We start from the raw sequence: 21,196 nt of genomic DNA, 5'->3' as shown, positions 1-21,196 counted from the left end.
CTTTCCGCTGATTTTTTTCTTTGTATCTTTGCATACCTATTCTAGCGGATTTTTTTCTTTTTTTAAAATAATTTGCTTAATACTTTGAACTTTGTAATTAATAAACTTTAAACCAGATCTGCTTCAATTGTTTTAAGGCAAAAATCCCAAAATTCTTGAAGTCGCTCTTTTTGTTGCGTTAAATGGAGAATTCCAACAACAGCTTCAAAACCCGTTGATATTCTGTAAGTAACAACATCGGTATTTTTGGCCGTCGTTTTAGAATGAGCATTACGCCCTCTTTTAAAATAAGTCAATTCATATTCAGTCAAAAAATCAACTTCATCCATTGCAGAAATAATCTTAGCTTGCGCTTTAGCTGACACAAATTTCGTTGCATTTTTTTGAAGCATGGCGGGCTTTGTCAGGCCTTTATCTAATAAGTACTCACGCACAAAGACCTCATAAATCGCATCCCCAATATAGGCCAATGCAATACCATTCAAAAGTTCTGCTTGTTGCTTATTCACGATGCCACCGTACCCCGTCTTTTGTATCTTCAAGAACAATACCTTGAGCTTTCAAAGCGTCACGAATTTCATCTGACTTCGCAAAATCACGGACTTCTCGTGCCAATTGTCTTGCTTCAATCATGGCTTCAATTTCGCTGTCCAAACTTTGCTCAAATTTAAATTTAATCCCTAAAATTTCTAAAACTTGGTCAAAAAATTCTTTGACTTCAGATCCACCGTTTCCTTTATTAACCCAAGAAACAAAGTCATAAAAAACAGTCATTCCATTGGCAATATTGAAATCTTCATCCATAGCAGCAACAAAATCATTTCTAAAAGTCGTAAGTGCTGACAAATTAGACTCAGCTTGTTCATCCAAATGGCGATAAGCATTTTCAATTTTTTTGATATTATTTTCAGCTTCTGTCAGTGCATCATCAGTAAAATTGACTGGTCTTCTATAATGAGTAGTTGCTAAAAAGAAACGTAAAATTTGTGGATTAACTACTTGAAGGAGTTCATGAACAGTTGTGAAATTGCCCAGTGATTTAGACATTTTTTCACCGTCAACATTTACGAATCCATTGTGCATCCAATAATTAACAAACTTTTGTCCAGTTTTTGCTTCAGATTGTGCAATTTCATTTGTATGGTGTGGAAATTCTAAATCTGCTCCTCCACCATGAATGTCAATTGTTTCGCCTAATAGTGAAGTTGACATGACTGAACATTCAATATGCCAGCCTGGACGACCAGCTCCCCAAGGCGCTTGCCAAGAAACTTCATCAGCTTTTGCGGATTTCCAAAGAGCAAAATCGGCTGGTGATTCTTTAAGTTTTGTTTCTTCATCCGTACGTCCAGAAGCCCCTGCAAGTAAATCTGCAAGATTTTTATTCGCTAATTTAGCGTAATCTTTAGATTTAGATACACGGAAATATACGTCTCCTTGAGAAACATAAGCAAATTCTTTATCCACAAGTTCTTGAATAAACTCAATCATCGCTTCGATGAATTCTGTCGCTTTCGGATTTTGACTGGCTCTTTTAACATTTAAAGCATCAGTATCTTCATAAAAAGCAGCAATATAACGTTCAGAAAAATCTGTCGTAGTCATGTTTGCAGCTTTTGCACCGTTGATAATTTTATCATCGACATCTGTGAAATTAGAGATATATTGAACCTCAAATCCTCGAAATTCCAAATATTTTCTAACCAAATCAAAAGCAACAACAGAACGAGCATTTCCCACATGGATGTAATTATAAACGGTCGGTCCGCAGACATACATTTTTACTTTTCCAGGTTCAATCGGCTGAAAATCTTCTAGCTGTCGACTATAAGTATTATATATTTTCATTCTATTTCCTTCTTAATCTTCATCATAAACAATAGAGGTGATAAGAGAACGTATTGGTAAATAGAGCAATGGAATCCCCGTATAAGCTGGATATCCAATACTCGAAATCACAATAGCAAGTGCAGACATCACAATCAAATCCCAAGGTTTACGTGACTGATGTCTGCTGATTATTATTTCATTCAGGCGGTAAGTATATTTGATAATCAAAGAAGCAAACCGTGAGGTCACAATAATATATAAAACATAGATGATTGTGAAGTATGCGGGATGAATTCCATTATCAATTTGGGTCATAAAGGGAAAAAGTGAGACAAGCATGAGAAAAATTGTATAAGCAAAAATCTGCCAACCACTAATTTTCTTTATGCGTCCAAAGAACTTACTAAATTGAAAATAATAAGAAACAACAACCAGAAAACTCACAAAGAAAATAATGAGTGAGTTGCTTGTTTCACGAAAATTATACTGATTATTGCCAATAAGTTTTGGTAAAGGAATTTCTAAAACCATAATCGTTGCAATGATAGACATAACAGCATCCGTAAATGATTTTAAAGTTGCAAGTAAATGTCCCTCATAAATGGCTACTTTTCTCTTTTTCACTTCTCATTTCTCCTCACAAATGTGATGAATGATAGCTTGCTTCTCTTTTTTCTTCAAGGCTTGTGATGCGCTCGACATCTTTTTTCCCTTTAACTCGAACAACTTTTGCAGGTATTCCAACAACAGTTACTTCTGGCGGAACATCTGTTACCACAACAGCGCTCGCCCCTACTTTTGCATTTTCTCCAACTTCAATAGGGCCTAAAAGTTGAGAATGGGCAGAAATTAATGCCCCTTGTCTAATTGTTGGATGACGTTTCCCTTTATCTTTTCCTGTACCACCCAAGGTAACTCCATGATAAAGTTTGACGTCCTTTTCAACAATGGCAGTTTCGCCAATAACTAATCCAGAACCATGGTCAATAAAGACGCCATGGGCAATTTCTGCTCCTGGATGAATTTCAATTTGAGTCCAAAATCGCCAAAATTGTGAGTGCATCCGAGCCAAAAGTTTCAAATGATGACGCCAAAGAAAATGTGAAATTCGGTGAGCTGCAAGAGCTTTTACTCCTGGATAGGTCAAAAAGACTTCCAGAGCAGTTCTAGCTGCCGGATCATTTTCTTTGGTCACTCGAATTGCTTCAGACCAAAAACCTTTCTTTTTTTCGTTCATTTTTTCCTACTTCGTTAAAAAATACTTATAGTAAATTATACCATAAGCATTGTGGGCCTTGTTGATTCAAAAACGTGTAATTGACTAAATCAATTTTTCAATTGATTTAATCTCTTGTTAATTCTTCCCAAGTGACCATTGAATTTTGAACTTCTTCTTGTGAGTAGTCCAAAGGATTTACAGTAATTCCTAGGCTTTTTCCTAAGTCATTTATGGCTTCGTCTTCTCCATTTAATAATTCATCAATTTTTAAAAGTAGAACTTGTCCATTATTTTCCTTAAAGGCTTGGCTAAAGTAGGCTTCATTGTGCCATTTAGCCAAACTATCTAAATTATCAAACAAAGGAAGATATTCTTCATTGTCCTGATTGATTAGATTAGGGAAAGTTCTTTGACCACTTGTTGTGACGAAAGCTGGAACAAAATAATATTTTTCTCTTTGTTCAGCCTCAAGATTTTCCGGACTAAAAACTTTATTCAAAATTTCAGTATAATGAACTAAAAATTTCATTAATTCTGGTGTCCCAAAGTAAACGGTGTTGCCTTTATCTTCATCTTGAGGTAATTTAGGATTGATTGCTAAAATATCAATATCCGTTTCCATTAATTGGTCTAAAATTTCAATTAATGAGTGCAATTCCCATTCCGTCTCAAAGTCTGTCAGTTCTGACAGGAAAACTTCAAGTTCTTCTTCTGTTGTAAAAACAGGTAGTGCCTTGTGGTCTTCAATCGGAACAAAGAAAACTGATTTTGGTGCCAATACTGGAAATTGATGAAAAGCATAGACCAATGAGAGGTCTTCCATAAATGAGCCTGGATTTGCTAATGAAACTCGCAAACGTTCATTTAGTTCTGGATTGAGATTATAATTTGACATATTTTTTTGCTGACAGACCTGTCAGTGATTATTTATAAGCTAAATAAACAAATAATTTACTGACAGAAATCCAAGCATGAATAATCACATTTCGGTTATCATCTATCCATTAGCCCTCTAAGACTTCTGGATAGACTAGCATTTTCATCAGTAAATTTTATTTTATTTCAAGGTCTATTTTTACAGCTTTTCCATTTTATGATTGAGCTTATTCTGGTTTTTTAGTTGAGAGTTCTGGAAACTCTTCATCAATATGTGATTTACGTTCACGGAGCTCAAAACTGTGGTTTCCAGCTTTATTTCCTTGGTTATTACGGTCATTATTACGACGGTCAAAACCATTACCACGGTTACTATTTCCGTTACCTTTGCGACGGTCACCATTTTCACGGCGTTCTCTTGGTTTACGCTCAGGTTCAACATAACCTTCTGGTTTCTCAACTAAAGCACGCATTGATGCATCTACGCGACCCTTGTCATCAATTTTCATGATTTTAACTTTGACAGTGTCACCTAATTTCACAACATCTTCAACATTTTCTGTCCGAGCCCAAGCCATTTCAGAAATATGCACCATTGCATCTTGCTTACCAAATAGATTTACAAAAGCACCAAAACTTTCGATACGAACCACTTTTGCATCGTAAATTTCACCAACTTTTGCTTCACGAACAAGTTCAGCAATAATTTCTTTAGCACGATCAATCGCTGCTTGGTCAGAAGAGAAAATTGAACAAAGTCCTTCGTCATCAATATCAATTTTTACGCCCGTTTCAGCAATAATTTTATCGATTTGCTCGCCACCTTTACCGATGACAACTTTAATCTTATCAACAGGAATTGTAATTGTATCAATTTTAGGTGCTGATGGTGCTAACTCTTCACGAGGTTGTGCAATTGTTGCTTCAATTACATCAAGAATTTGGAAACGTGCAGTTTTTGCTTGTGCAAGAGCTTCGGCAAGAATTTCTGGTGTAATTCCTGAAATTTTAATATCCATTTGCAACGCAGTAATCCCGTCACGAGTTCCCGCAACCTTGAAGTCCATATCACCAAAATGGTCTTCAAGCCCTTGAATATCTGTCAAAACAGTATAATTTGTTCCGTCAGAAATCAAGCCCATCGCAATCCCAGCAACTGGTGATTTGATTGGCACACCACCAGCCATCAGTGCAAGTGTTCCTGCACAGATTGAAGCTTGTGATGACGAACCATTTGATTCTAAAACTTCAGCGACCAAACGAATGGCATAAGGGAATTCCTCTAAAGAAGGCAATACTTGTTCTAAAGCACGTTCACCGAGCGCTCCGTGACCAATTTCACGACGTCCAGGTGCTCCGTAACGTCCTGTTTCCCCAACAGAATACTGTGGGAAATTATAATGATGCATAAAACGTTTTTTATATTCATCATTCAAACCATCAATGATTTGTGCTTCATTCATTGGTGCCAAAGTCAATGTTGATAAAGCTTGGGTTTGACCACGAGTAAATAAACCTGTCCCATGTGTAATATTACGTGGGGTAAAGTCAATTTCAGCATCAAGCGGGCGAATTTCATCAATCTTACGTCCATCAGGACGGATTTTATCTTCAGTAATCAAGCGACGAACTTCCGCATGTTCCATTCCTTCAAGAATTTCAGCAAGATCACGCAAAATGATTGATAGATTTTCATCGTTCTCATATTTTGCACTGTAAACAGAAATTATCGCCTCTTTAACTGCTTTTGTCGCAGATTCACGCGCCAATTTTTCTTCAATTTGAACTGCTTTTTGCAAATCTGAATTGTAAGCTGCAATCACTTCGGCTTTTAAATCTTCATCAACATGCAAAAGTTCAACTTCAGCTTTTTCTTTTCCAACTTTTGCAACAATTTCATTTTGAAATTCAATTAATTCTTTAACAGAATTATGTCCTGCCAAAAGTGCACCAAGCATCACTTCTTCTGAAAGTTCCTTGGCTCCAGATTCAACCATATTGATTGCGTTGATATTTCCCGCAACAGAGAGCTCCAAACTTGAAGCCTCTTTTTCTGCAACAGTTGGATTGATGATATATTCTCCATCGATATAAGCAACTTCAACACCTGCAATTGGTCCATCAAATGGAATATCAGAAATTGCAAGCGCTAAAGAAGAGCCAAACATTGCTGCCACGCGGCCAGAAGCATTTTCATCATAAGAAAGAACTGTATTAATGACTTGAACTTCATTACGAAAACCTTCAGCAAACATAGGACGAATTGGGCGGTCAATTAAACGAGCAGTCAATGTCGCATCAGTCGACGGACGTGCCTCACGTTTGTTGAAACCTCCTGGGAATTTACCAGCAGCATACATTTTTTCTTCATAGTTCACTTGAAGTGGGAAGAAATCACCTGTAGCCATTTTACCCATTGTAGCGGCTGTTAAAACAGTTGTATCTCCATAACGTACAACAACAGCACCATTTGCTTGTTTTGCAACTTGACCTGTTTCAACAGTTAATGTCCGACCTGCAAATTCGATTGAAAATGTTTCTTTTGCCAATGTTTTTCTCCTTGACTTGAAATGCTATGAACTTTCTCTAACAGTCCAGTCTCCTGCTTTTGTAATATATTTTAGCTTTATGTTTTTCTAAACAAAAATCAATCTGTCATTACTGAACCTCTTGTCAGTAATTTTTCACTGACAAAAATTTTTTTATTTTCTGTCAGTAACTTTTTTACTGACAGATTCACTTTTGTATAGAACTACACGTATGTCCCATTATACTATATTTTAAGTAAGAAAAAAAGGCTCATAGAGAGCCTTTTAGACAATTTTTAGTTCATTAGTTAGCGGCTTTTACAGCAACTTCGCCAGAAACTTTAAATTGGTTTGCAGCTGGAAGAGCTTTGTAAGTGTCAAGTTGTTCTTGAGTTGCAAAGTAAAGATTTCCAGTGATTTCAGATTGGATTGATTGACCATCAGTCCCTTTCATGTCGCGTGCCATAATTGAAGCATCTTTACCGACATAAACGTCACCTTTGATATTACCACCTTCAAGATCGAAAGCAGGTGAGTTAACAATCAAGCGTTTAACTGTCAAAGTATAAGATTTAGTGACTTGGTGTTGATCATTTTGTTTAATCATTGCAAGTGTACGTTGAACAGCTGATTTTTCATTGAGGAAAGTACCATCAATTGTAAGGTCTTTACCTGAAGCATCAACATCAGCGTTAGTAGCTACAAGCCAAGCACCATTTTTACCGAGTGCTTTTTTCAATACTGAAACATCAGCAGTACCAGTTGTTGCCCCAGTTTCTGTATCTGTACCATTTCCTTCAAATGAATAAGTTACATTTCCGTGAGCGCCAGCTGTAATTCCACCAGGTTTGAATGAAACAACATCGCCTTTAACAACTGAAGTTGTACCAGTTACTTTAACTTTTTGAGCATCTGGTAATTTATTGTAAGCATCAAGAAGGTCTTGGCTAGCAAAAGTCAAGTTACCATCAATTGTTGCTTGTCCTTCAACACCTGTACCAGTTTGTCCGTGGAAGCCAGTTGCAAATACATCAACATTCCCTTTAACAGTACCATTTGAAATATAGAAACCAGGAGATTTCACTTCAATTTTATCAACTGTCAAAGTATAACGGTCAGTAATTTTGTGGCTGCTATCTTGATTGTAGATTGCCAATTTACGAGCGACTTGTCCGTCACCTAAGAAAAGACCTTCAACAGTCAAAGTTTTCCCAGAAGCATCCATATCACCTTTAGTTGCATTCAACCAAGCTCCGTTTTTAGCAAAGCCTTTTTGCAAATCAGAGAAGTTGTTTGTTCCTTGAGTTGCACCAGCAAAAACTTCTGCTTTTGATGATTGTTCTGTTTTTTTATCAGAGCTACTTGAAGAGTTATTACTTCCACAAGCGGCAAGTAAAGAAACTGAGAGTACTGAAACTGCAAGAAGTGAAATCACTTTTGTTTTTTTCATTTTTAATTCCCCTAAAAATAAATAATTTGTTCGTAACACTTAGCTTTCACGAACCTTACAGAACCATTGTAACACTTCGTTTTTGTAAACGCAAGACTTTGCACGAACTTTCACAAACTTTACATTCTCATTTTTTTGAAAATGTTTTCAATTGCATACGTATCAGTCTTTAAAGCGCTTTTGTAATTTATTAGAACTTTAAGTTTGTGAAATAATTTTTGCTTGAAAAAATTATTCAAAATACTCTCAAATTTTATTTTCAGATTAATTCACAAAGATATTTACAGATATAGACTATGAAAATCACTATTATTTTGCTAAAATAGAACTATATTATTTCATAAAAGAAAATGGAGAGAAATCGTGGTTTACTCTGATTCACACTTAAAGCTTTTTGCCTTAAACTCAAACCCTGGTCTTGCTGAGAAAATTAGCCAGTTTACAGGAGTTCCTCTAGGAAAACTTTCTTCAAAACAGTTTTCCGACGGTGAAATTATGATTAACATGGAAGAAAGTGTCCGTAGTCAAGACATCTTTATTGTTCAATCAACAAGCTGCCCTGTTAACGATCACCTTTGGGAATTACTAATCATGATTGACGCATGTAAACGTGCTTCTGCTCGTACAATTAATGTTGTTATCCCATACTTTGGATATGCTCGTCAAGACCGTACTGCGACTTCTCGTGAACCAATCACAGCTAAATTAGTTGCTGATATGATTGTTAAAGCTGGAGCTGACCGCTTATTAACCCTCGATATTCACGCTGTCCAAGTACAAGGTTTCTTTGATATCCCTGTAGACAACTTGTTTACTGTCCCACTTTTTGCTGACTACTATCGTAAGAGTGGATTATTTGGTGATGACGTGATTGTTGTTGCACCAAAAAATTCTGGGATTAAACGTGCACGCTCACTTGCTGAATACTTAGAGTCAGCAATTGCCATTGTTGACTATGAAGATGATGACAAAAACCGTGAAAACGGATATGTTATCGGTAATGTTTCAGGTAAAAAAGTTATTCTTATCGATGATATTTTGAACACTGGGGTCACTTTTGCCAACGCTGCAAATGTTGTACGCGAAGCGGGAGCAAGTGAAATTTATGCAGTTGCCAGCCACGGATTATTTACTAGCGGAGCCGCTGATGTTCTTGAAAAAGCAGATATCAAAGAAATTTTGGTCACAGATTCTGTTGTGACAAACCATCGCAAACCTTTAAATGTAAAATATTTGAGTGCAGCTGAATACTTAGCCAGTGCTATTCTTCGTATCCACGAAGGACGTCCAGTTTCTCCACTTTTTGAACATGAAAAACCTCAAGATTAATGGAATTCTTATAGAAACGCTTTAAGCAATTGAAAAATACCAACACTAAGTTGGTATTTTTATTTTTGATATATTAATTTATAAAATAAAAGTCATCTCAATTGACGACTTTTTCTTTTCTTTATTTAATAACCATTACGTTGCAAGAGGCATGGTTAACAATATACTGTGTTGTTGAACCAATGATAAAACGATCAATTGCATCAAGACCAGTTGACCCAATTACAACTAAATCGATATTATTCTCGTTTGCATAATTAATAATTTCTCTTTTAGGGCTGCCAGTTAAACGTACAATCTCAAAATCAACTTCTGTGCCTTTAAGATATTCTTGAACTTGCTCTACAACATAATCAGAATGCTCTTGTACACTTTTATACAAGGTCATTGTGTCTAAATGCACTGGAATATTTGCTAACTTATCATTTAAAACATACAATATTTTCAGATGTGAATGATTTAATTTTGCTGTGTCAACCGCTTCACGAAGGGCATCGTAAGCTTGTTCTGAACCATCTACTGCAACTAAGATATTTTTATATTCTTCAACCATAATAAAACCTCCCTAAGAATATTATATAATTATTATTAGAAATATACCATCAATAAATCACATTAATTGATCTGAATAAGATTATAAGATATTTAAAGAATAATCTCATTGCTTTTCATATAAAAAGAATAAAAAAATGGTAAAATAGAGCTTACAGATAAGGAGAATTTTAATCCTGATGGAATTAAATAATTTCCTTATAAAATATCCAGCAATTACTATGAAAGGTAGGAAAATCAAATTATATATTTAGATAACGCTGCTACAACACCTCTACTTCCTGATGTTATCACCGCAATCTCAGAAAGTTTATCCGCTAATTTTGGAAACCCCTCTAGCATTCACAGTCTTGGACGTGCTTCAAGTCAGATTGTTCGTAAAGCCCGTGAAACTGTGGCAAATGCTCTAGAAGTTCCAAGTCGCAATATCATTTTTACTTCTGGTGCTAGCGAAGCTAATAACCAAGCCTTAATTGGTTATGCACTGGCTAATAAAGATAAAGGAAATCATATCATCACAACAGCTATTGAACATCCTTCTGTTCTAAATACTGTTCAATATCTTCATGACCGTTATGGATTTGATGTTAGCTTTGTAAAACCAAAAGTAGACGGAACATTCCCAGCTTCACTTATAGAAGAAAACTTGCGTCCTGATACAATTTTAGTCAGCATGATGTGGGCTAATAATGAAACAGGCCAACTTCTTCCAGTAAAGGAAGTCGGAGAGCTCTTGAAGCAACATCAAGCCGTTTTTCATGTTGATGCTACTCAAGTAATGGGAAAAATTTCAGTGCATCCTCTGGATGTTTCGGCTGATTTCCTCTCAGCATCAGCGCACAAATTTCATGGACCAAAAGGGGTCGGCTTCTTGTACTATAACGAAAAACTACATTTTGATGCTTTGATTCATGGAGGAGAACAAGAAGAAAAAAGACGGGCTGGTACAGAAAATATCCATTCTCTTGTTGGTTTAGCTAAAGCCTTAGAACTTGCCCTTGAAAATATTGAATCAAATTATCAAGCAGTTGAAAAACTTAATGAAACTTTACTAACTAAACTAGAAGAACAAAAGATTTCATTTTATAAAAATAATTTTGGTCCAAGTATGCCTCACGTTCTAAATCTTGCTTTTCCGAATGAAAATCATGATTTACTCTTGACCAAACTTGATTTAGCTGGTTTCGCAATCTCAACCGGTTCTGCTTGTACGGCTGGTACAATCGAACCTTCCCATGTTCTTGAAGCTGTTTACGGGAAAAATTCTGAAAAACTAAAAGAAAACATACGTATTTCTTTTTCAGAAATGAATACAATTGATGAAGTTAATCTCTTCGTTGAAAAACTTAGTTCTATTTTAAAAAAATAAATAATTTATTTAGGAGACTCACAATGGCATTTATCACCGAAAAACATTTGGAAGGTAGCAAATATGTTTATCAACTTGCGCCTACTGTTAAAAAATTCACTTTAAAAGATACAACTTTTATTCAAACTAAAATTGGTAATTTTGAATTTAAAAGACTTCTTGAAGAAGTTCCAAATTCAAACGAAGGATTTTTATTAAAAATTATTGTTAATCCAGATTTAAGTGGTTTTAAACTTTCAGTTACTGATAAATCCGGTTTACGAAATGTTGATATTTTTAAAAATGCGAGTGAAATGATTCAAAATAAATTTTACTTCCAAATGGATGCACTTGTTGACCGCGGTGTATTTACAAAATCAGAAATTTAAAAAACTCCCCTTTTGGGGGTTTTTATTTTAAGAAAATTAAAAAAAAAGAACTGTCATAAATGACAGCTCCAATTTGCTTAGATTTATAATTAAGCTTTGATTTCAGCAACGATACCTGAACCAACAGTACGTCCACCTTCACGGATAGAGAAAGTAGTACCTTGTTCGATCGCAACTGGGTGGATCAATTCAACGTCGATATGCACGTTGTCACCAGGCATTACCATTTCAGTTCCTTCTGGAAGTTTAACTGAACCAGTAACGTCAGTTGTGTGGAAGTAGAATTGAGGACGGTAGTTGTCGAAGAATGGAGTGTGACGTCCGCCTTCTTCTTTGCTCAATACGTAAACTTCACCTTCGAAAAGTTTGTGTGGAGTGATTGAACCTGGTTTAGCAATAACTTGACCACGTTCGATTTCGTCACGTTGGATACCACGGAGAAGTGCACCGACGTTATCACCAGCAAGACCTTCAGTAAGTGTTTTACGGAACATTTCGATACCAGTAACAACAGCTTTTTTAGTTTCTTCTTTGATACCAACGATTTCAACTTCGTCACCAACTTTAACAGTACCACGTTCGATACGTCCTGAAGCAACTGTACCACGACCAGTGATAGAGAATACGTCTTCGACTGGAAGAAGGAGTGGTTTGTCAGTGTCGCGTTCTGGAGTTGGGATGTATTCATCAACGATGTCCATCAATTCTTCAACTTTAGCAACCCATTGTGGTTCACCGTTCAAAGCACCAAGTGCTGAACCAGCGATTACAGGAATATCGTCACCTGGGAAGTCGTATTCGCTCAAGAGGTCACGAACTTCCATTTCAACGAGTTCCATCAATTCTTCATCATCAACAAGGTCAGCCTTGTTAAGGAAGACGATAAGGTATTTAACACCAACTTGACGTGAAAGCAAGATGTGTTCACGAGTTTGTGGCATTGGTCCATCAGTTGCAGCAACAACGAGGATTGCACCGTCCATTTGGGCAGCACCAGTGATCATATTTTTAACGTAGTCCGCGTGACCTGGAGCGTCGATGTGGGCATAGTGACGTTTTTCAGTTTCGTACTCGATGTGAGCAGTGTTGATTGTGATACCACGTTCGCGTTCTTCTGGAGCAGCATCGATAGATGCGAAATCAGTCGCTTTAGAGTAACCTTTGTCAGACAATACTTTAGAGATTGCAGCTGAGAGGGTAGTTTTACCATGGTCAACGTGTCCGATAGTACCAATATTAACGTGTGGTTTGCTACGGTCGTATACTTCTTTAGCCATTTTAAAAATGTCTCCTTTGGGGAATTTGTTTTATTATAGGTAGTCTGCATAAAGCAAACTACCGTTCTTTATCATTATACTTAAAATAGTTTTGAAATGCAAGTCTTATCAGCTTTTAATCGCATTTTTTCAAGAAGTTTTTTCATATATCTAGCTTTTTCATCTATGAAGTAGTAAAATAGTTCTAGTATTGCTCTTCTCTTTTTGAGCACTGTTAAATATTTTATTTCAAGGAGACCACAATGGGCTTAACTTTTAGAAAACGTGATGATTTTGATAAAATGATGGACGATTTAGGCGTCTCAACTGTTGATTTAGTGACTGATGATGATAAAAAAAACATTCCTTCTCCTGAAAAAAAGGAAGATCCATTTGCTAAATTTTTAACTCCAAAAGAAAATAATAAGGAGAAAGACCCCAACTAATTGAAAAGTCTTCTTTTTCTTGTTACAATTAATTAAAAATATTTTTATTGAGGAACTTATGGCATATAAAAAACCACAAAAAAGTACTTTCCAAAAAGTAACCATGGTCGTTGTGATTATCATGGTTGTTCTTACGCTTTTCAGCGTACTTGCATCAATGCTTGCGGTATTGTAATTATTAATTTTAAAATAAAAAGTTACTGACAAAACTGTCAGTAACTTTTTTTATTTATTAATCTTCAAAACCTTCTTCAAGGATTTCAGGGAATTCTGTTTCAACGATATGTGCACAATGTTCACAAAGCATTTTGAGATGTTCATTAGCATTGTGTCCAACTGTTTCATCTGTTCTACGGCAACGATCACAAACTTCTCCAGCCGCATGTTCAACAAGAACTGCAAGATCATCAAATTTCATTGCAGACTCTGGGGCATTATTTACTGGTTCGTTGGCTACTACAAAGTTTGATACAATCAAAAGTTGAGCAACATTTTCATCAATTGCCGTCAATAAAGTACGCACAACTTCATTTGGATAAATAGTTACTGTTGCTTCCAATGATTTACCAATCAATTTTGCTTCACGAGCACTTTCCAAAGCTTTCAAAATCTTATCACGGAAATCAAGAAATTCTTGCCAGTTTCCTAACAATTCTTCACTTCCAGGAATTTCTGCCGCTTCTGGCATTTCTGCAAGATAAGCAAAATTTTCTGGTTCATGTTCCAAGTAAGTCCATGTTTCTTCTGCCGTGTGTGGCAAAATTGGTACAAGAATTTTCACTAAATCTTTCAAAATATCATACATAACTGTTTGCATTGAGCGGCGTTCTGGTGAATTTGCTGCTTCAATATAAACAACATCTTTAGCAAAATCAAGATAGAAAGATGACAAATCATTTGTGATGAAATTAATGATTGATTTGTAAACAGTCATAAAGCTATAGTTATCATAAGCTGTACGAATTTGTTTTACAAGTTCATTAAATTTCACAAGCATATATTTGTCTACTGGACGAAGTTCTGCAAAATCAATTGCATCTTCTTTTGGATTAAAATCAGATGTATTAGCGATTAAGAAACGCAATGTATTCCGGATTTTACGGTAAACTTCAGAAACTTGACTGAGAATATCCATTGACACACGAACATCTGATTCAGTATCAATTGATGCCACCCAAAGACGGAGAATGTCAGCACCAAATTTCTTAGTGACATCTTTTGGCACGATTGTATTTCCAATTGATTTAGACATCTTACGTCCTTTACCGTCTAATACAAATCCTTGTGAAAGAACTGCTTTATATGGTGCAACGCCATTTACCGCAACTGAGGTTGTAATTGATGAATTAAACCAACCACGGTATTGGTCTGAACCTTCAAGGTAAAGATCCGCTGGGAAGCTAAGGTAGTCACGTTCGTTAAGGACACCATTCCAAGAAGAACCTGAATCAAACCAAACGTCCATGATATCTTTTTCTTTTGTAAATTCACCATTTGGTGAAGCTGGATGAGTGAATCCTTCTGGTAAAAGGTCTTTTGCTTCACGTTCAAACCAAACTTTTGAACCAAATTCAGCAAAAAGTTTGGCTACATGTTCAGTTGTTTCTGGTGTGATAATTGGTTCTCCATTTTCACCATAGAAAATTGGTAATGGAACTCCCCAAGCACGTTGACGTGAGATGACCCAATCGCCACGGTCACGAACCATATTGAATAAACGAGTTTTACCCCATGGAATTACCCAATCTACTCTTTCAACTTCATCTAAAATATTTTGACGGAAGTCATCGATTGAAGCAAACCATTGTGGTGTTGCACGGAAAATTACTGGTTTTTTAGTACGCCAGTCATGTGGATATGAGTGAGTGAAGAATTCGAGTTTCAATAAAGCATCTTTTTCTTCAAGCCATTTACTGACAACTTTATTTCCTTCATCGTAGAAAAGTCCTTCAAGTCCAGGAGCTTCATCAGTATAATAACCACGGTTATCAATTGGTGAAAGAACAGGCAATTTATACTTACGACTTGCAAAGTAGTCATCTTCACCATGTCCTGGGGCAACGTGGACAAGGCCAGTCCCAGAATCAAGAGTAACATAATCTGCATTCATGATTAAAGTTTCACGGTCATAGAATGGATGTTTTGCGACCATATATTCTAATTCAGAACCTTTAATCGTTTGAAGGACTTCTGGATTTTCCCATTCTAATTTTTCAGCAACAGCTTCAAGCATTTCTGAGGCAATTACAAATTTACGACCATTAACTGCTACAACTGAATAATCATAGTCAGGATGAGCAAAGATTCCCAAATTTGATGGAATTGTCCATGGTGTTGTTGTCCAGATTACAAATTCCACATCTTCTGGTAATTTACCTTTAGTATCTTTAGCTTTAAATGCCACAAAAATTGATGCTGAACGAACATCTTGATATTCGATTTCAGCTTCAGCCAGTGAACTTTCTGATGAAGGTGACCAATAAATTGGTTTTTGTCCTTTATAGATATATCCTTTTTCAGCCATTTTACCAAAAACGCGAATTTGAGCTGCCTCGTATTCTGGCAATAGTGTCAAATATGGACGGTCCCAATCAGCAAGAACACCAAGGGATTTAAAATCTGAACGTTGCATATCTACTTGTTTCATCGCGTATTTACGACATTCCTCAAGATAATCAAGCAAATCCATTTCTTTACGTTTCATGCCTGCTTTAGCAAGTTGTTGCTCAATTGGCAAACCATGAGTATCCCAACCTGGAACATAAGGAGCACGGAAACCTGCCATTGATTTATAACGAACAATAATATCTTTTGAAATTTTGTTCAAAGAGTGTCCGAGGTGAATATTTCCGTTCGCATAAGGAGGCCCATCATGAAGCATAAATGAGGGTTTTCCTTCATTTAATTCTTGACGTTTTTCATAAAGTGTCGCGTCTGCCCAGTCTTTTTGCCAGTTTGGTTCTTTATTTGGCAAGCCTGCACGCATTGGGAAAGCTGTTTTCCCCAAATTCAAAGTATCTTTGATTTTCATATTTTCTTCTTTCTTTCGATTTTGTTTTTATTGAATAAAAAAAACGATTTTTCGCAAAGGACGAAAAACCGTGGTACCACCTTCATTTTTTCTGTCAGTAAAATTTACTGACAGAAACTCTTTTGCGTAACGTGCAAGACGCTTGAACTTACTTTTAGTTCAGTCCAAGATTTTTCTAAAAATTCTTTGAGAAAATAAATTCTGTCAGTAACTTTAGAAGTCCAATCAGCTGATAATAAGAAAAACAGGGAATACGAGTCTTCCATCATCACTCGCTTGCTTGAATTATATTTTTTCTTATCTTGGTCTGATTTTTAATTTTTTAATTCGCTTAAATCAATTGTTTCTTGATTATCTTTTTCAACAACCTCAGCTGTTTCAGCTGGTGCTTTTGAATCCAATTCTGGGAAAATTTCTGAATCATCTGCTTTTGGAGCTTCAACTTCTGATTCTTCGTTAGAATCATTAGTAGTATTAGCTTCGTCAGTAATTTCTACTTCTTCTTTTACTTCGTCAGGTACTTCGGTTTCAACAACAATTTCCTCTGAAACAATTGTTTCTGTTTCAGACTCATCAGATGTTTCATTTGCTTGTGCAATATCTTCATCTGTTAAAGGTTTAATTGCTTGGGTTTTTGCCAAAGTAGATTCAGCATTTTCCAAATGTTCTTCAATGATTGATTGCAATTTTTCTTCAGGATTGATTGCATAATCTTGAGTAGGTCTAAAGATTTCAGCCCAGTCATCCGATTGAATAGACGCAAGTTGATTTTCAATAATTGAAGTCATTCGTTGGTGATAGAGACGCATTTTACGTTTCAAATCATCAGTATCACGTACTAATTTACGCGCATCATCAGAAGCAGCATTCAAAATAAATCCAGCTTCTTTTTTAGCCGCTTCAATAATTAAAGAACTCTTTTGTCCTGCATTTGCAATAATATCAGCAGATTCTTTTTCAGAATTAATTCTAAGCGTATCAGCTTCACTTTTGGCTTGTTCACGAAGATTATCAGCAGCATCTTGAGCAACAACAATCGACTTGTTCAGTGAATCTTTCATGTCATCAAAATATTTCACGCGTTCGCGTAATGCCTTTAATTCACGTTCTTGATCTTTAATTGTTTGAGCGAATTCATCATAATCTCGAACAACGATATCCAAAAATTCATCAACTTCATGTTTACTGAAGCCGCGAAATTGTGGATTAAAAGTTTTGTTTTGAACATCTAAACTATTTAATGTCATCAATCACTCCTCTTTATCCTTAGAAAATCTTATAAATCTGATTTTCATCTTAGAATCTATTTTTTTCGATTTCTTATAAGTTCTATTTCAACTCTCTGTTTTCCTTTTTTAGTAAAATCTAAAATCCTTAATATTTTGATACGCCCAAAACCTCGAACGCTAATCAAATCATCAAGACCAACAGAGAAATCTTTTTTATCAATTTCTAGGTAATTAACCTTAACCTTCTTTGATTCTAACATATTTGTAGCAATATTGCGAGAAATTTTGAAAGCGACTGCAATCATTTTATCAACTCTTAAGTTATCCACAAGAACAACTTCTCTGACAGCTTTAGTTGTTTCTTCAACTAAGTTTTCCAAAGAAATTTCTTGAATTTTGACTGCTGCTCGCCCAATTTTTTCTATTGCTTTAAAACTCTCAACAAGATGTTTACTGACAAAAACTTGAATTTTATTGTCACTAACAATAATATCACCCAATTCTTGCCGTTTAACACCAGCCTGTCCCAAAAAAGTTCCAAGGACTTGGGCATGTGAAAGTTCTACAAATTTTGAAGCATAATTAATTTTAAGCAAAGAAATATCAAAGTCTTCTCTGTCAAGAACATAAAAATCTGGCGCCAAAATTATTTTGACTAACTCCGTTCTTGCTAGTTCCTCACTAGAAAAAATCTGAACATTTCTCTTATTTGCCAGTGTTTTTAAAATATCCACTTCTCGGGGATTAAGAAAAAATGTACTTATCACCGAATAAGATTCTTCTACTCGACTTATCCATTCTAAACAACGATCAATAAAATGCCGTTCCTTTTCTTGAAAGTGTTGATAGACATTTTCAGTAATCAATAGAATACTCCGTTAAATACAATAACAATAAATCTTTGAATAAATTTCAAAACAATAAAAGCAATAACGATTGAAAAATCTAATCCCCAAAATTGTAGAGGTAAATTTTCAAATAAACTTAAGTAAGGACGAGAAACTTTAACAATTATACGTCCAAACCAAGTTCCATAAAGGGTTGGTATCCAACTCATTAAGGCGTAAATAACTAGAATAATTGAATAAACATCAAGTAAGCGTAAAAGCCAATTTATTATTGTAAGTGTAATAAGCATTAGTAAATATCGTAACTTTCAAAATTTTGACCAGCTAAGATAGACATTTCTTTCGCTGCATCGACTGTGATATTTGCTGGAGTCATCAAGAAAATTTGACCACCAACATTTTGAATATCACCATCAAGAGTAAAGACCACCCCAGTCATGAAGTCAATTGAACGACGCGCTTGGGCGTCACCCATAAATTTAAAATTGACAAGGACACATTCACCGTTTTTCACGATGCGTGCTGATTCCATGATGTCTGCATAGGCACGTGGTTCTTTAATTGCAATAGTAGAAACCGTTGCAGCCACTGATTGAGATTGTGAAACGGTTTGTTGTTGTACGATTTTTTCAGGCATAGGTTTTGTGAATGTTGAACCAGCGCGTTTTGGCGCTGCTGTTTGTGTTTGTGCTTTTGAAGTTGATTGTGCAGGACGACGATTCTGATATTCCGGCTGTGCTTTGCGTTCCTCAACCTTTGGTTTTGGCGTAGATGCCACCGTTGGCCTAGATTCTTGCACAGGACGTGCAGGTTCATTGAACTCTTCATCATCCTCTACAAAATAATCACGTAGATTATTCATCCAATCTTTAAATGCCATATTTTCCTCCGTTGTTTACGTTAATCTTAAGACTTATAGATTTTTAAAAAATTCTGTACCGATTCGAACAAAAGTTGCACCATTTTTAATGGCAATCTCATAATCTCTGCTCATTCCCATACTTAATTCAGTACAAGGAATTCTGGAAAGATTCATTTCGGATATTTCAACTTGTAATTTTTTCATTCGTCCAAAAATGTCATTATATTCACTTTCAGTCGCATCAAACGGAGCCATTGTCATCAAACCAACAATCTCAATATTTTCCAATTCAGAAAACTCAGGTAATATTTCCATAAGTTCATTGACAGAAAATCCATGTTTACTTTTCTCACCAGAAATATTAAGTTCAATAAAACATTTAATGGTGTGTTCAGCACGTTTATTTATTTCCTGAGCTAATTTCAGAGAATCTAAAGCGTGGAAATAATCAACATAATTAATAACTTGTTTAACCTTACGTCTTTGTAAATTACCAATCAAATGCCAAGTAATTTCTAAATCCTTAAGAGCTTCGTATTTTTCCAAAAAAAGTTCTGTTCGATTTTCCGCTATATGTGAAACTCCATTTTCAAAAACTTCACGTGCAAGATTAGCATCAACAGATTTGGTCACAGCGACGACTGAAACTGACTGATTAGAATAAGAAGACGCAGCCTTTGCCGCATCTACATTACTCAGTATTCTTTTAACATTCTCTTTAATCGTCATTGGTTAGTTTTTACGGAAGAATGGTGGTGTGTCAAGATCTTCATCTGTTGTTGGAACTCCGCCGAAACTTGTTACTGAAGAAGTATCACGTGTGTTACTTACGTTTTGACGTGTTGAAGTTTCACGACGAATATCCCAATCTCCAAATGCAGAAGATTGATTTTGCCCTTGTGGAGCCGCTTGCGTTTGTTGTTGACTTTGCATTGGACGGCTTGTTTGAGCATGTTGCATATTAGAATTGTGAGTCAAGTTAGGTTGACGACGTGGTTCAGGTTGCAAACCCAAAGCTTCGTCAGCATCTTCCTTAGCAACACCAGTTGCAACAACTGTTACACGGATTTCGTCTTTAAGGTTAGGGTCAATCGCTGTACCCAACATAATATTAACATCATTACCAGCTGCTTGGATAACAATTTCTGAAGCATCTTGTGCTTCAATCAAACTCATATCCATACCACCAGTAACATTCAAAAGAACATTTTCTGCGCCTTCGATTGTAGTTTCAAGAAGTGGTGAGTAAATTGCTTTACGAGTTGCTTCAATAACGCGTTCTTCACCAGTCGCAACACCGATACCCATAAGGGCATCACCTTTGTTTTCCATTACTGTTTTAACATCGGCAAAGTCAAGGTTAATCATTCCTGGGTTAGTAATCAAGTCAGTTACCCCTTGAACACCTTGACGTAAAACATTATCAGCTTCACGCAAAGCTTCAGTTAAAGGAGTTTTCTTATCAACAATTTCAAGCAAGTTATTGTTTGAAATAATGAGAAGTGTATCAACATTTGCACGAAGAGCTTCAATTCCTTCAGTTGCAAAGTATGAACGTTTTGATCCTTCAAAACCAAATGGACGAGTAACGACACCCACAGTCAAAGCACCAAGTTCTTTAGCAATTTGTGCGATAACTGGTGCAGCACCTGTACCAGTTCCACCACCCATACCAGCAGTGATGAAAATCATATCTGAGCCTTCAAGGGCTTGTGATACTGTTTCAGCTGATTCTTCAGCTGCGCGTTTACCAACTTCAGGTTGTGCACCAGCACCCAAACCACGAGTCAATTTTGGGCCAAGTTGAATAACTGTATCTGCTTTTGAGCTACGCAATGCTTGTACGTCAGTATTAGCGGCGATAAATTCAACGCCAGAAACACCTTCTTCAATCATACGGTTGATGGCATTACCACCACCGCCACCAACACCGATAACTTTAATTACAGCACCAGAAGTTAAGTCTGTATCAAATGAAAATTCCATGTTTTTATTTCTCCGTT

Annotated in this window: 21 protein-coding genes; 5 read left to right on the top strand and 16 right to left on the bottom strand. The window is 36.0% G+C overall.

Annotation, left to right across the window (positions count from 1 at the left end):
- Positions 1-107: 107 nt before the first annotated feature.
- The 7 genes from AB6B24_RS00365 to AB6B24_RS00335 form a co-directional block, all read right to left on the bottom strand.
- Positions 108-509 (bottom strand): Mini-ribonuclease 3, encoded by a 402-nt coding sequence (locus AB6B24_RS00365; RefSeq protein WP_021722593.1) that lies wholly within the window; start codon positions 507-509, stop codon positions 108-110.
- A complete protein-coding gene (gene cysS / locus AB6B24_RS00360) occupies positions 502-1,848 on the bottom strand; it encodes a cysteine--tRNA ligase (protein ID WP_311803005.1) in 1,347 nt (448 codons plus the stop codon). The genes AB6B24_RS00365 and cysS overlap by 8 nt, the downstream gene beginning before the upstream one ends.
- Before the next feature lie 12 nt (positions 1,849-1,860).
- Entirely contained in the window at positions 1,861-2,454 is a 594-nt protein-coding gene (locus AB6B24_RS00355; protein WP_311803006.1) for a TMEM175 family protein, read from the bottom strand.
- A gap of 13 nt (positions 2,455-2,467) precedes the next feature.
- Positions 2,468-3,067, bottom strand: coding sequence for a serine O-acetyltransferase (gene cysE, locus AB6B24_RS00350; RefSeq protein WP_003132365.1), 600 nt, complete (start codon positions 3,065-3,067; stop codon positions 2,468-2,470).
- 106 nt (positions 3,068-3,173) lie between these two features.
- On the bottom strand, positions 3,174-3,944 hold the full coding sequence (locus tag AB6B24_RS00345; protein WP_311804380.1) for a hypothetical protein: 771 nt from the start codon (positions 3,942-3,944) through the stop codon (positions 3,174-3,176).
- A gap of 208 nt (positions 3,945-4,152) precedes the next feature.
- A complete protein-coding gene (gene pnp / locus AB6B24_RS00340) occupies positions 4,153-6,474 on the bottom strand; it encodes a polyribonucleotide nucleotidyltransferase (RefSeq protein ID WP_311804379.1) in 2,322 nt (773 codons plus the stop codon).
- Positions 6,475-6,757: 283 nt separating this feature from the next.
- Positions 6,758-7,903 carry a hypothetical protein gene (locus AB6B24_RS00335; protein WP_010906169.1) on the bottom strand — a complete coding sequence of 382 codons (1,146 nt, stop codon included), beginning with the start codon at positions 7,901-7,903 and terminating at the stop codon, positions 6,758-6,760.
- Between the two features lie 363 nt (positions 7,904-8,266).
- On the opposite strand from AB6B24_RS00335, the gene AB6B24_RS00330 reads away from it, so the two are divergent.
- The gene (locus AB6B24_RS00330; RefSeq protein WP_012898422.1) at positions 8,267-9,232 is read left to right on the top strand and encodes a ribose-phosphate diphosphokinase; all 966 of its coding nucleotides are present in this window, start codon (positions 8,267-8,269) and stop codon (positions 9,230-9,232) included.
- A 121-nt stretch (positions 9,233-9,353) separates the two neighbouring features.
- On the opposite strand, the gene AB6B24_RS00325 is transcribed toward AB6B24_RS00330, so the two are convergent.
- Entirely contained in the window at positions 9,354-9,785 is a 432-nt protein-coding gene (locus AB6B24_RS00325; RefSeq protein ID WP_010906170.1) for a universal stress protein, read from the bottom strand.
- A gap of 240 nt (positions 9,786-10,025) precedes the next feature.
- On the opposite strand from AB6B24_RS00325, the gene AB6B24_RS00320 reads away from it, so the two are divergent.
- Together AB6B24_RS00320 and AB6B24_RS00315 are read left to right on the top strand one after the other, a co-directional pair.
- Entirely contained in the window at positions 10,026-11,153 is a 1,128-nt protein-coding gene (locus AB6B24_RS00320) for a cysteine desulfurase family protein (RefSeq protein ID WP_311804394.1), read from the top strand.
- Positions 11,154-11,176: 23 nt separating this feature from the next.
- Entirely contained in the window at positions 11,177-11,521 is a 345-nt protein-coding gene (locus tag AB6B24_RS00315) for a DUF1831 domain-containing protein (protein ID WP_015427022.1), read from the top strand.
- An 89-nt stretch (positions 11,522-11,610) separates the two neighbouring features.
- Here the strand turns inward: AB6B24_RS00315 and tuf are convergent, their stop codons facing one another.
- Positions 11,611-12,798 (bottom strand): elongation factor Tu, encoded by a 1,188-nt coding sequence (gene tuf, locus AB6B24_RS00310; RefSeq protein ID WP_003132374.1) that lies wholly within the window; start codon positions 12,796-12,798, stop codon positions 11,611-11,613.
- A gap of 242 nt (positions 12,799-13,040) precedes the next feature.
- On the opposite strand from tuf, the gene AB6B24_RS00305 reads away from it, so the two are divergent.
- Positions 13,041-13,223, top strand: coding sequence for an SPJ_0845 family protein (locus AB6B24_RS00305; protein WP_058205229.1), 183 nt, complete (start codon positions 13,041-13,043; stop codon positions 13,221-13,223).
- 58 nt (positions 13,224-13,281) lie between these two features.
- Complete coding sequence (locus AB6B24_RS00300; protein WP_014570713.1) at positions 13,282-13,398, top strand: DUF4044 domain-containing protein; 117 nt, start codon at positions 13,282-13,284, stop codon at positions 13,396-13,398.
- 57 nt (positions 13,399-13,455) lie between these two features.
- Here AB6B24_RS00300 and ileS read toward each other — a convergent pair whose 3' ends face one another.
- The 7 genes from ileS to ftsZ form a co-directional block, all read right to left on the bottom strand.
- Positions 13,456-16,254: an isoleucine--tRNA ligase gene (gene ileS / locus AB6B24_RS00295; protein WP_311804377.1), complete on the bottom strand. Its 2,799-nt coding sequence runs from the start codon at positions 16,252-16,254 to the stop codon at positions 13,456-13,458.
- Between the two features lie 314 nt (positions 16,255-16,568).
- Positions 16,569-17,501 (bottom strand): DivIVA domain-containing protein, encoded by a 933-nt coding sequence (locus AB6B24_RS00290; RefSeq protein ID WP_311804376.1) that lies wholly within the window; start codon positions 17,499-17,501, stop codon positions 16,569-16,571.
- Between the two features lie 56 nt (positions 17,502-17,557).
- A complete protein-coding gene (locus tag AB6B24_RS00285; RefSeq protein ID WP_311804375.1) occupies positions 17,558-18,349 on the bottom strand; it encodes an RNA-binding protein in 792 nt (263 codons plus the stop codon).
- Entirely contained in the window at positions 18,346-18,621 is a 276-nt protein-coding gene (locus AB6B24_RS00280) for a YggT family protein (RefSeq protein ID WP_010906174.1), read from the bottom strand. The genes AB6B24_RS00285 and AB6B24_RS00280 overlap by 4 nt, the downstream gene beginning before the upstream one ends.
- Positions 18,621-19,211 (bottom strand): cell division protein SepF, encoded by a 591-nt coding sequence (locus AB6B24_RS00275; protein WP_311804374.1) that lies wholly within the window; start codon positions 19,209-19,211, stop codon positions 18,621-18,623. Before AB6B24_RS00275 ends, AB6B24_RS00280 begins: the two co-directional genes overlap by 1 nt.
- Positions 19,212-19,244: 33 nt before the next feature.
- Entirely contained in the window at positions 19,245-19,922 is a 678-nt protein-coding gene (locus AB6B24_RS00270; RefSeq protein ID WP_311804373.1) for a YggS family pyridoxal phosphate-dependent enzyme, read from the bottom strand.
- Positions 19,923-19,925: 3 nt separating this feature from the next.
- Complete coding sequence (gene ftsZ, locus AB6B24_RS00265; RefSeq protein ID WP_003132392.1) at positions 19,926-21,179, bottom strand: cell division protein FtsZ; 1,254 nt, start codon at positions 21,177-21,179, stop codon at positions 19,926-19,928.
- Between the last annotated feature and the right edge of the window lie 17 nt (positions 21,180-21,196).

It is taken from the genome of Lactococcus sp. AK05, from assembly GCF_041026685.1.
Classification (GTDB): domain Bacteria; phylum Bacillota; class Bacilli; order Lactobacillales; family Streptococcaceae; genus Lactococcus; species Lactococcus lactis.
This window is presented reverse-complemented; position numbering and strand designations above follow the sequence as displayed.

Excerpts from the sequence above, each read along its gene's own strand:
- AB6B24_RS00275 (WP_311804374.1), bottom strand. The coding sequence starts at position 19,211 with ATGGCATTTAAAGATTGGATGAATAATCTACGTGATTATTTTGTAGAG.
- ileS (WP_311804377.1), bottom strand. The coding sequence starts at position 16,254 with ATGAAAATCAAAGATACTTTGAATTTGGGGAAAACAGCTTTCCCAATG.
- AB6B24_RS00345 (WP_311804380.1), bottom strand. The coding sequence starts at position 3,944 with ATGTCAAATTATAATCTCAATCCAGAACTAAATGAACGTTTGCGAGTT.
- AB6B24_RS00305 (WP_058205229.1), top strand. The coding sequence starts at position 13,041 with ATGGGCTTAACTTTTAGAAAACGTGATGATTTTGATAAAATGATGGAC.
- AB6B24_RS00280 (WP_010906174.1), bottom strand. The coding sequence starts at position 18,621 with ATGCTTATTACACTTACAATAATAAATTGGCTTTTACGCTTACTTGAT.
- AB6B24_RS00315 (WP_015427022.1), top strand. The coding sequence starts at position 11,177 with ATGGCATTTATCACCGAAAAACATTTGGAAGGTAGCAAATATGTTTAT.
- AB6B24_RS00335 (WP_010906169.1), bottom strand. The coding sequence starts at position 7,903 with ATGAAAAAAACAAAAGTGATTTCACTTCTTGCAGTTTCAGTACTCTCA.
- cysS (WP_311803005.1), bottom strand. The coding sequence starts at position 1,848 with ATGAAAATATATAATACTTATAGTCGACAGCTAGAAGATTTTCAGCCG.
- AB6B24_RS00300 (WP_014570713.1), top strand. The coding sequence starts at position 13,282 with ATGGCATATAAAAAACCACAAAAAAGTACTTTCCAAAAAGTAACCATG.
- AB6B24_RS00290 (WP_311804376.1), bottom strand. The coding sequence starts at position 17,501 with ATGACATTAAATAGTTTAGATGTTCAAAACAAAACTTTTAATCCACAA.
- cysE (WP_003132365.1), bottom strand. The coding sequence starts at position 3,067 with ATGAACGAAAAAAAGAAAGGTTTTTGGTCTGAAGCAATTCGAGTGACC.
- ftsZ (WP_003132392.1), bottom strand. The coding sequence starts at position 21,179 with ATGGAATTTTCATTTGATACAGACTTAACTTCTGGTGCTGTAATTAAA.
- tuf (WP_003132374.1), bottom strand. The coding sequence starts at position 12,798 with ATGGCTAAAGAAGTATACGACCGTAGCAAACCACACGTTAATATTGGT.
- AB6B24_RS00325 (WP_010906170.1), bottom strand. The coding sequence starts at position 9,785 with ATGGTTGAAGAATATAAAAATATCTTAGTTGCAGTAGATGGTTCAGAA.
- AB6B24_RS00270 (WP_311804373.1), bottom strand. The coding sequence starts at position 19,922 with ATGACGATTAAAGAGAATGTTAAAAGAATACTGAGTAATGTAGATGCG.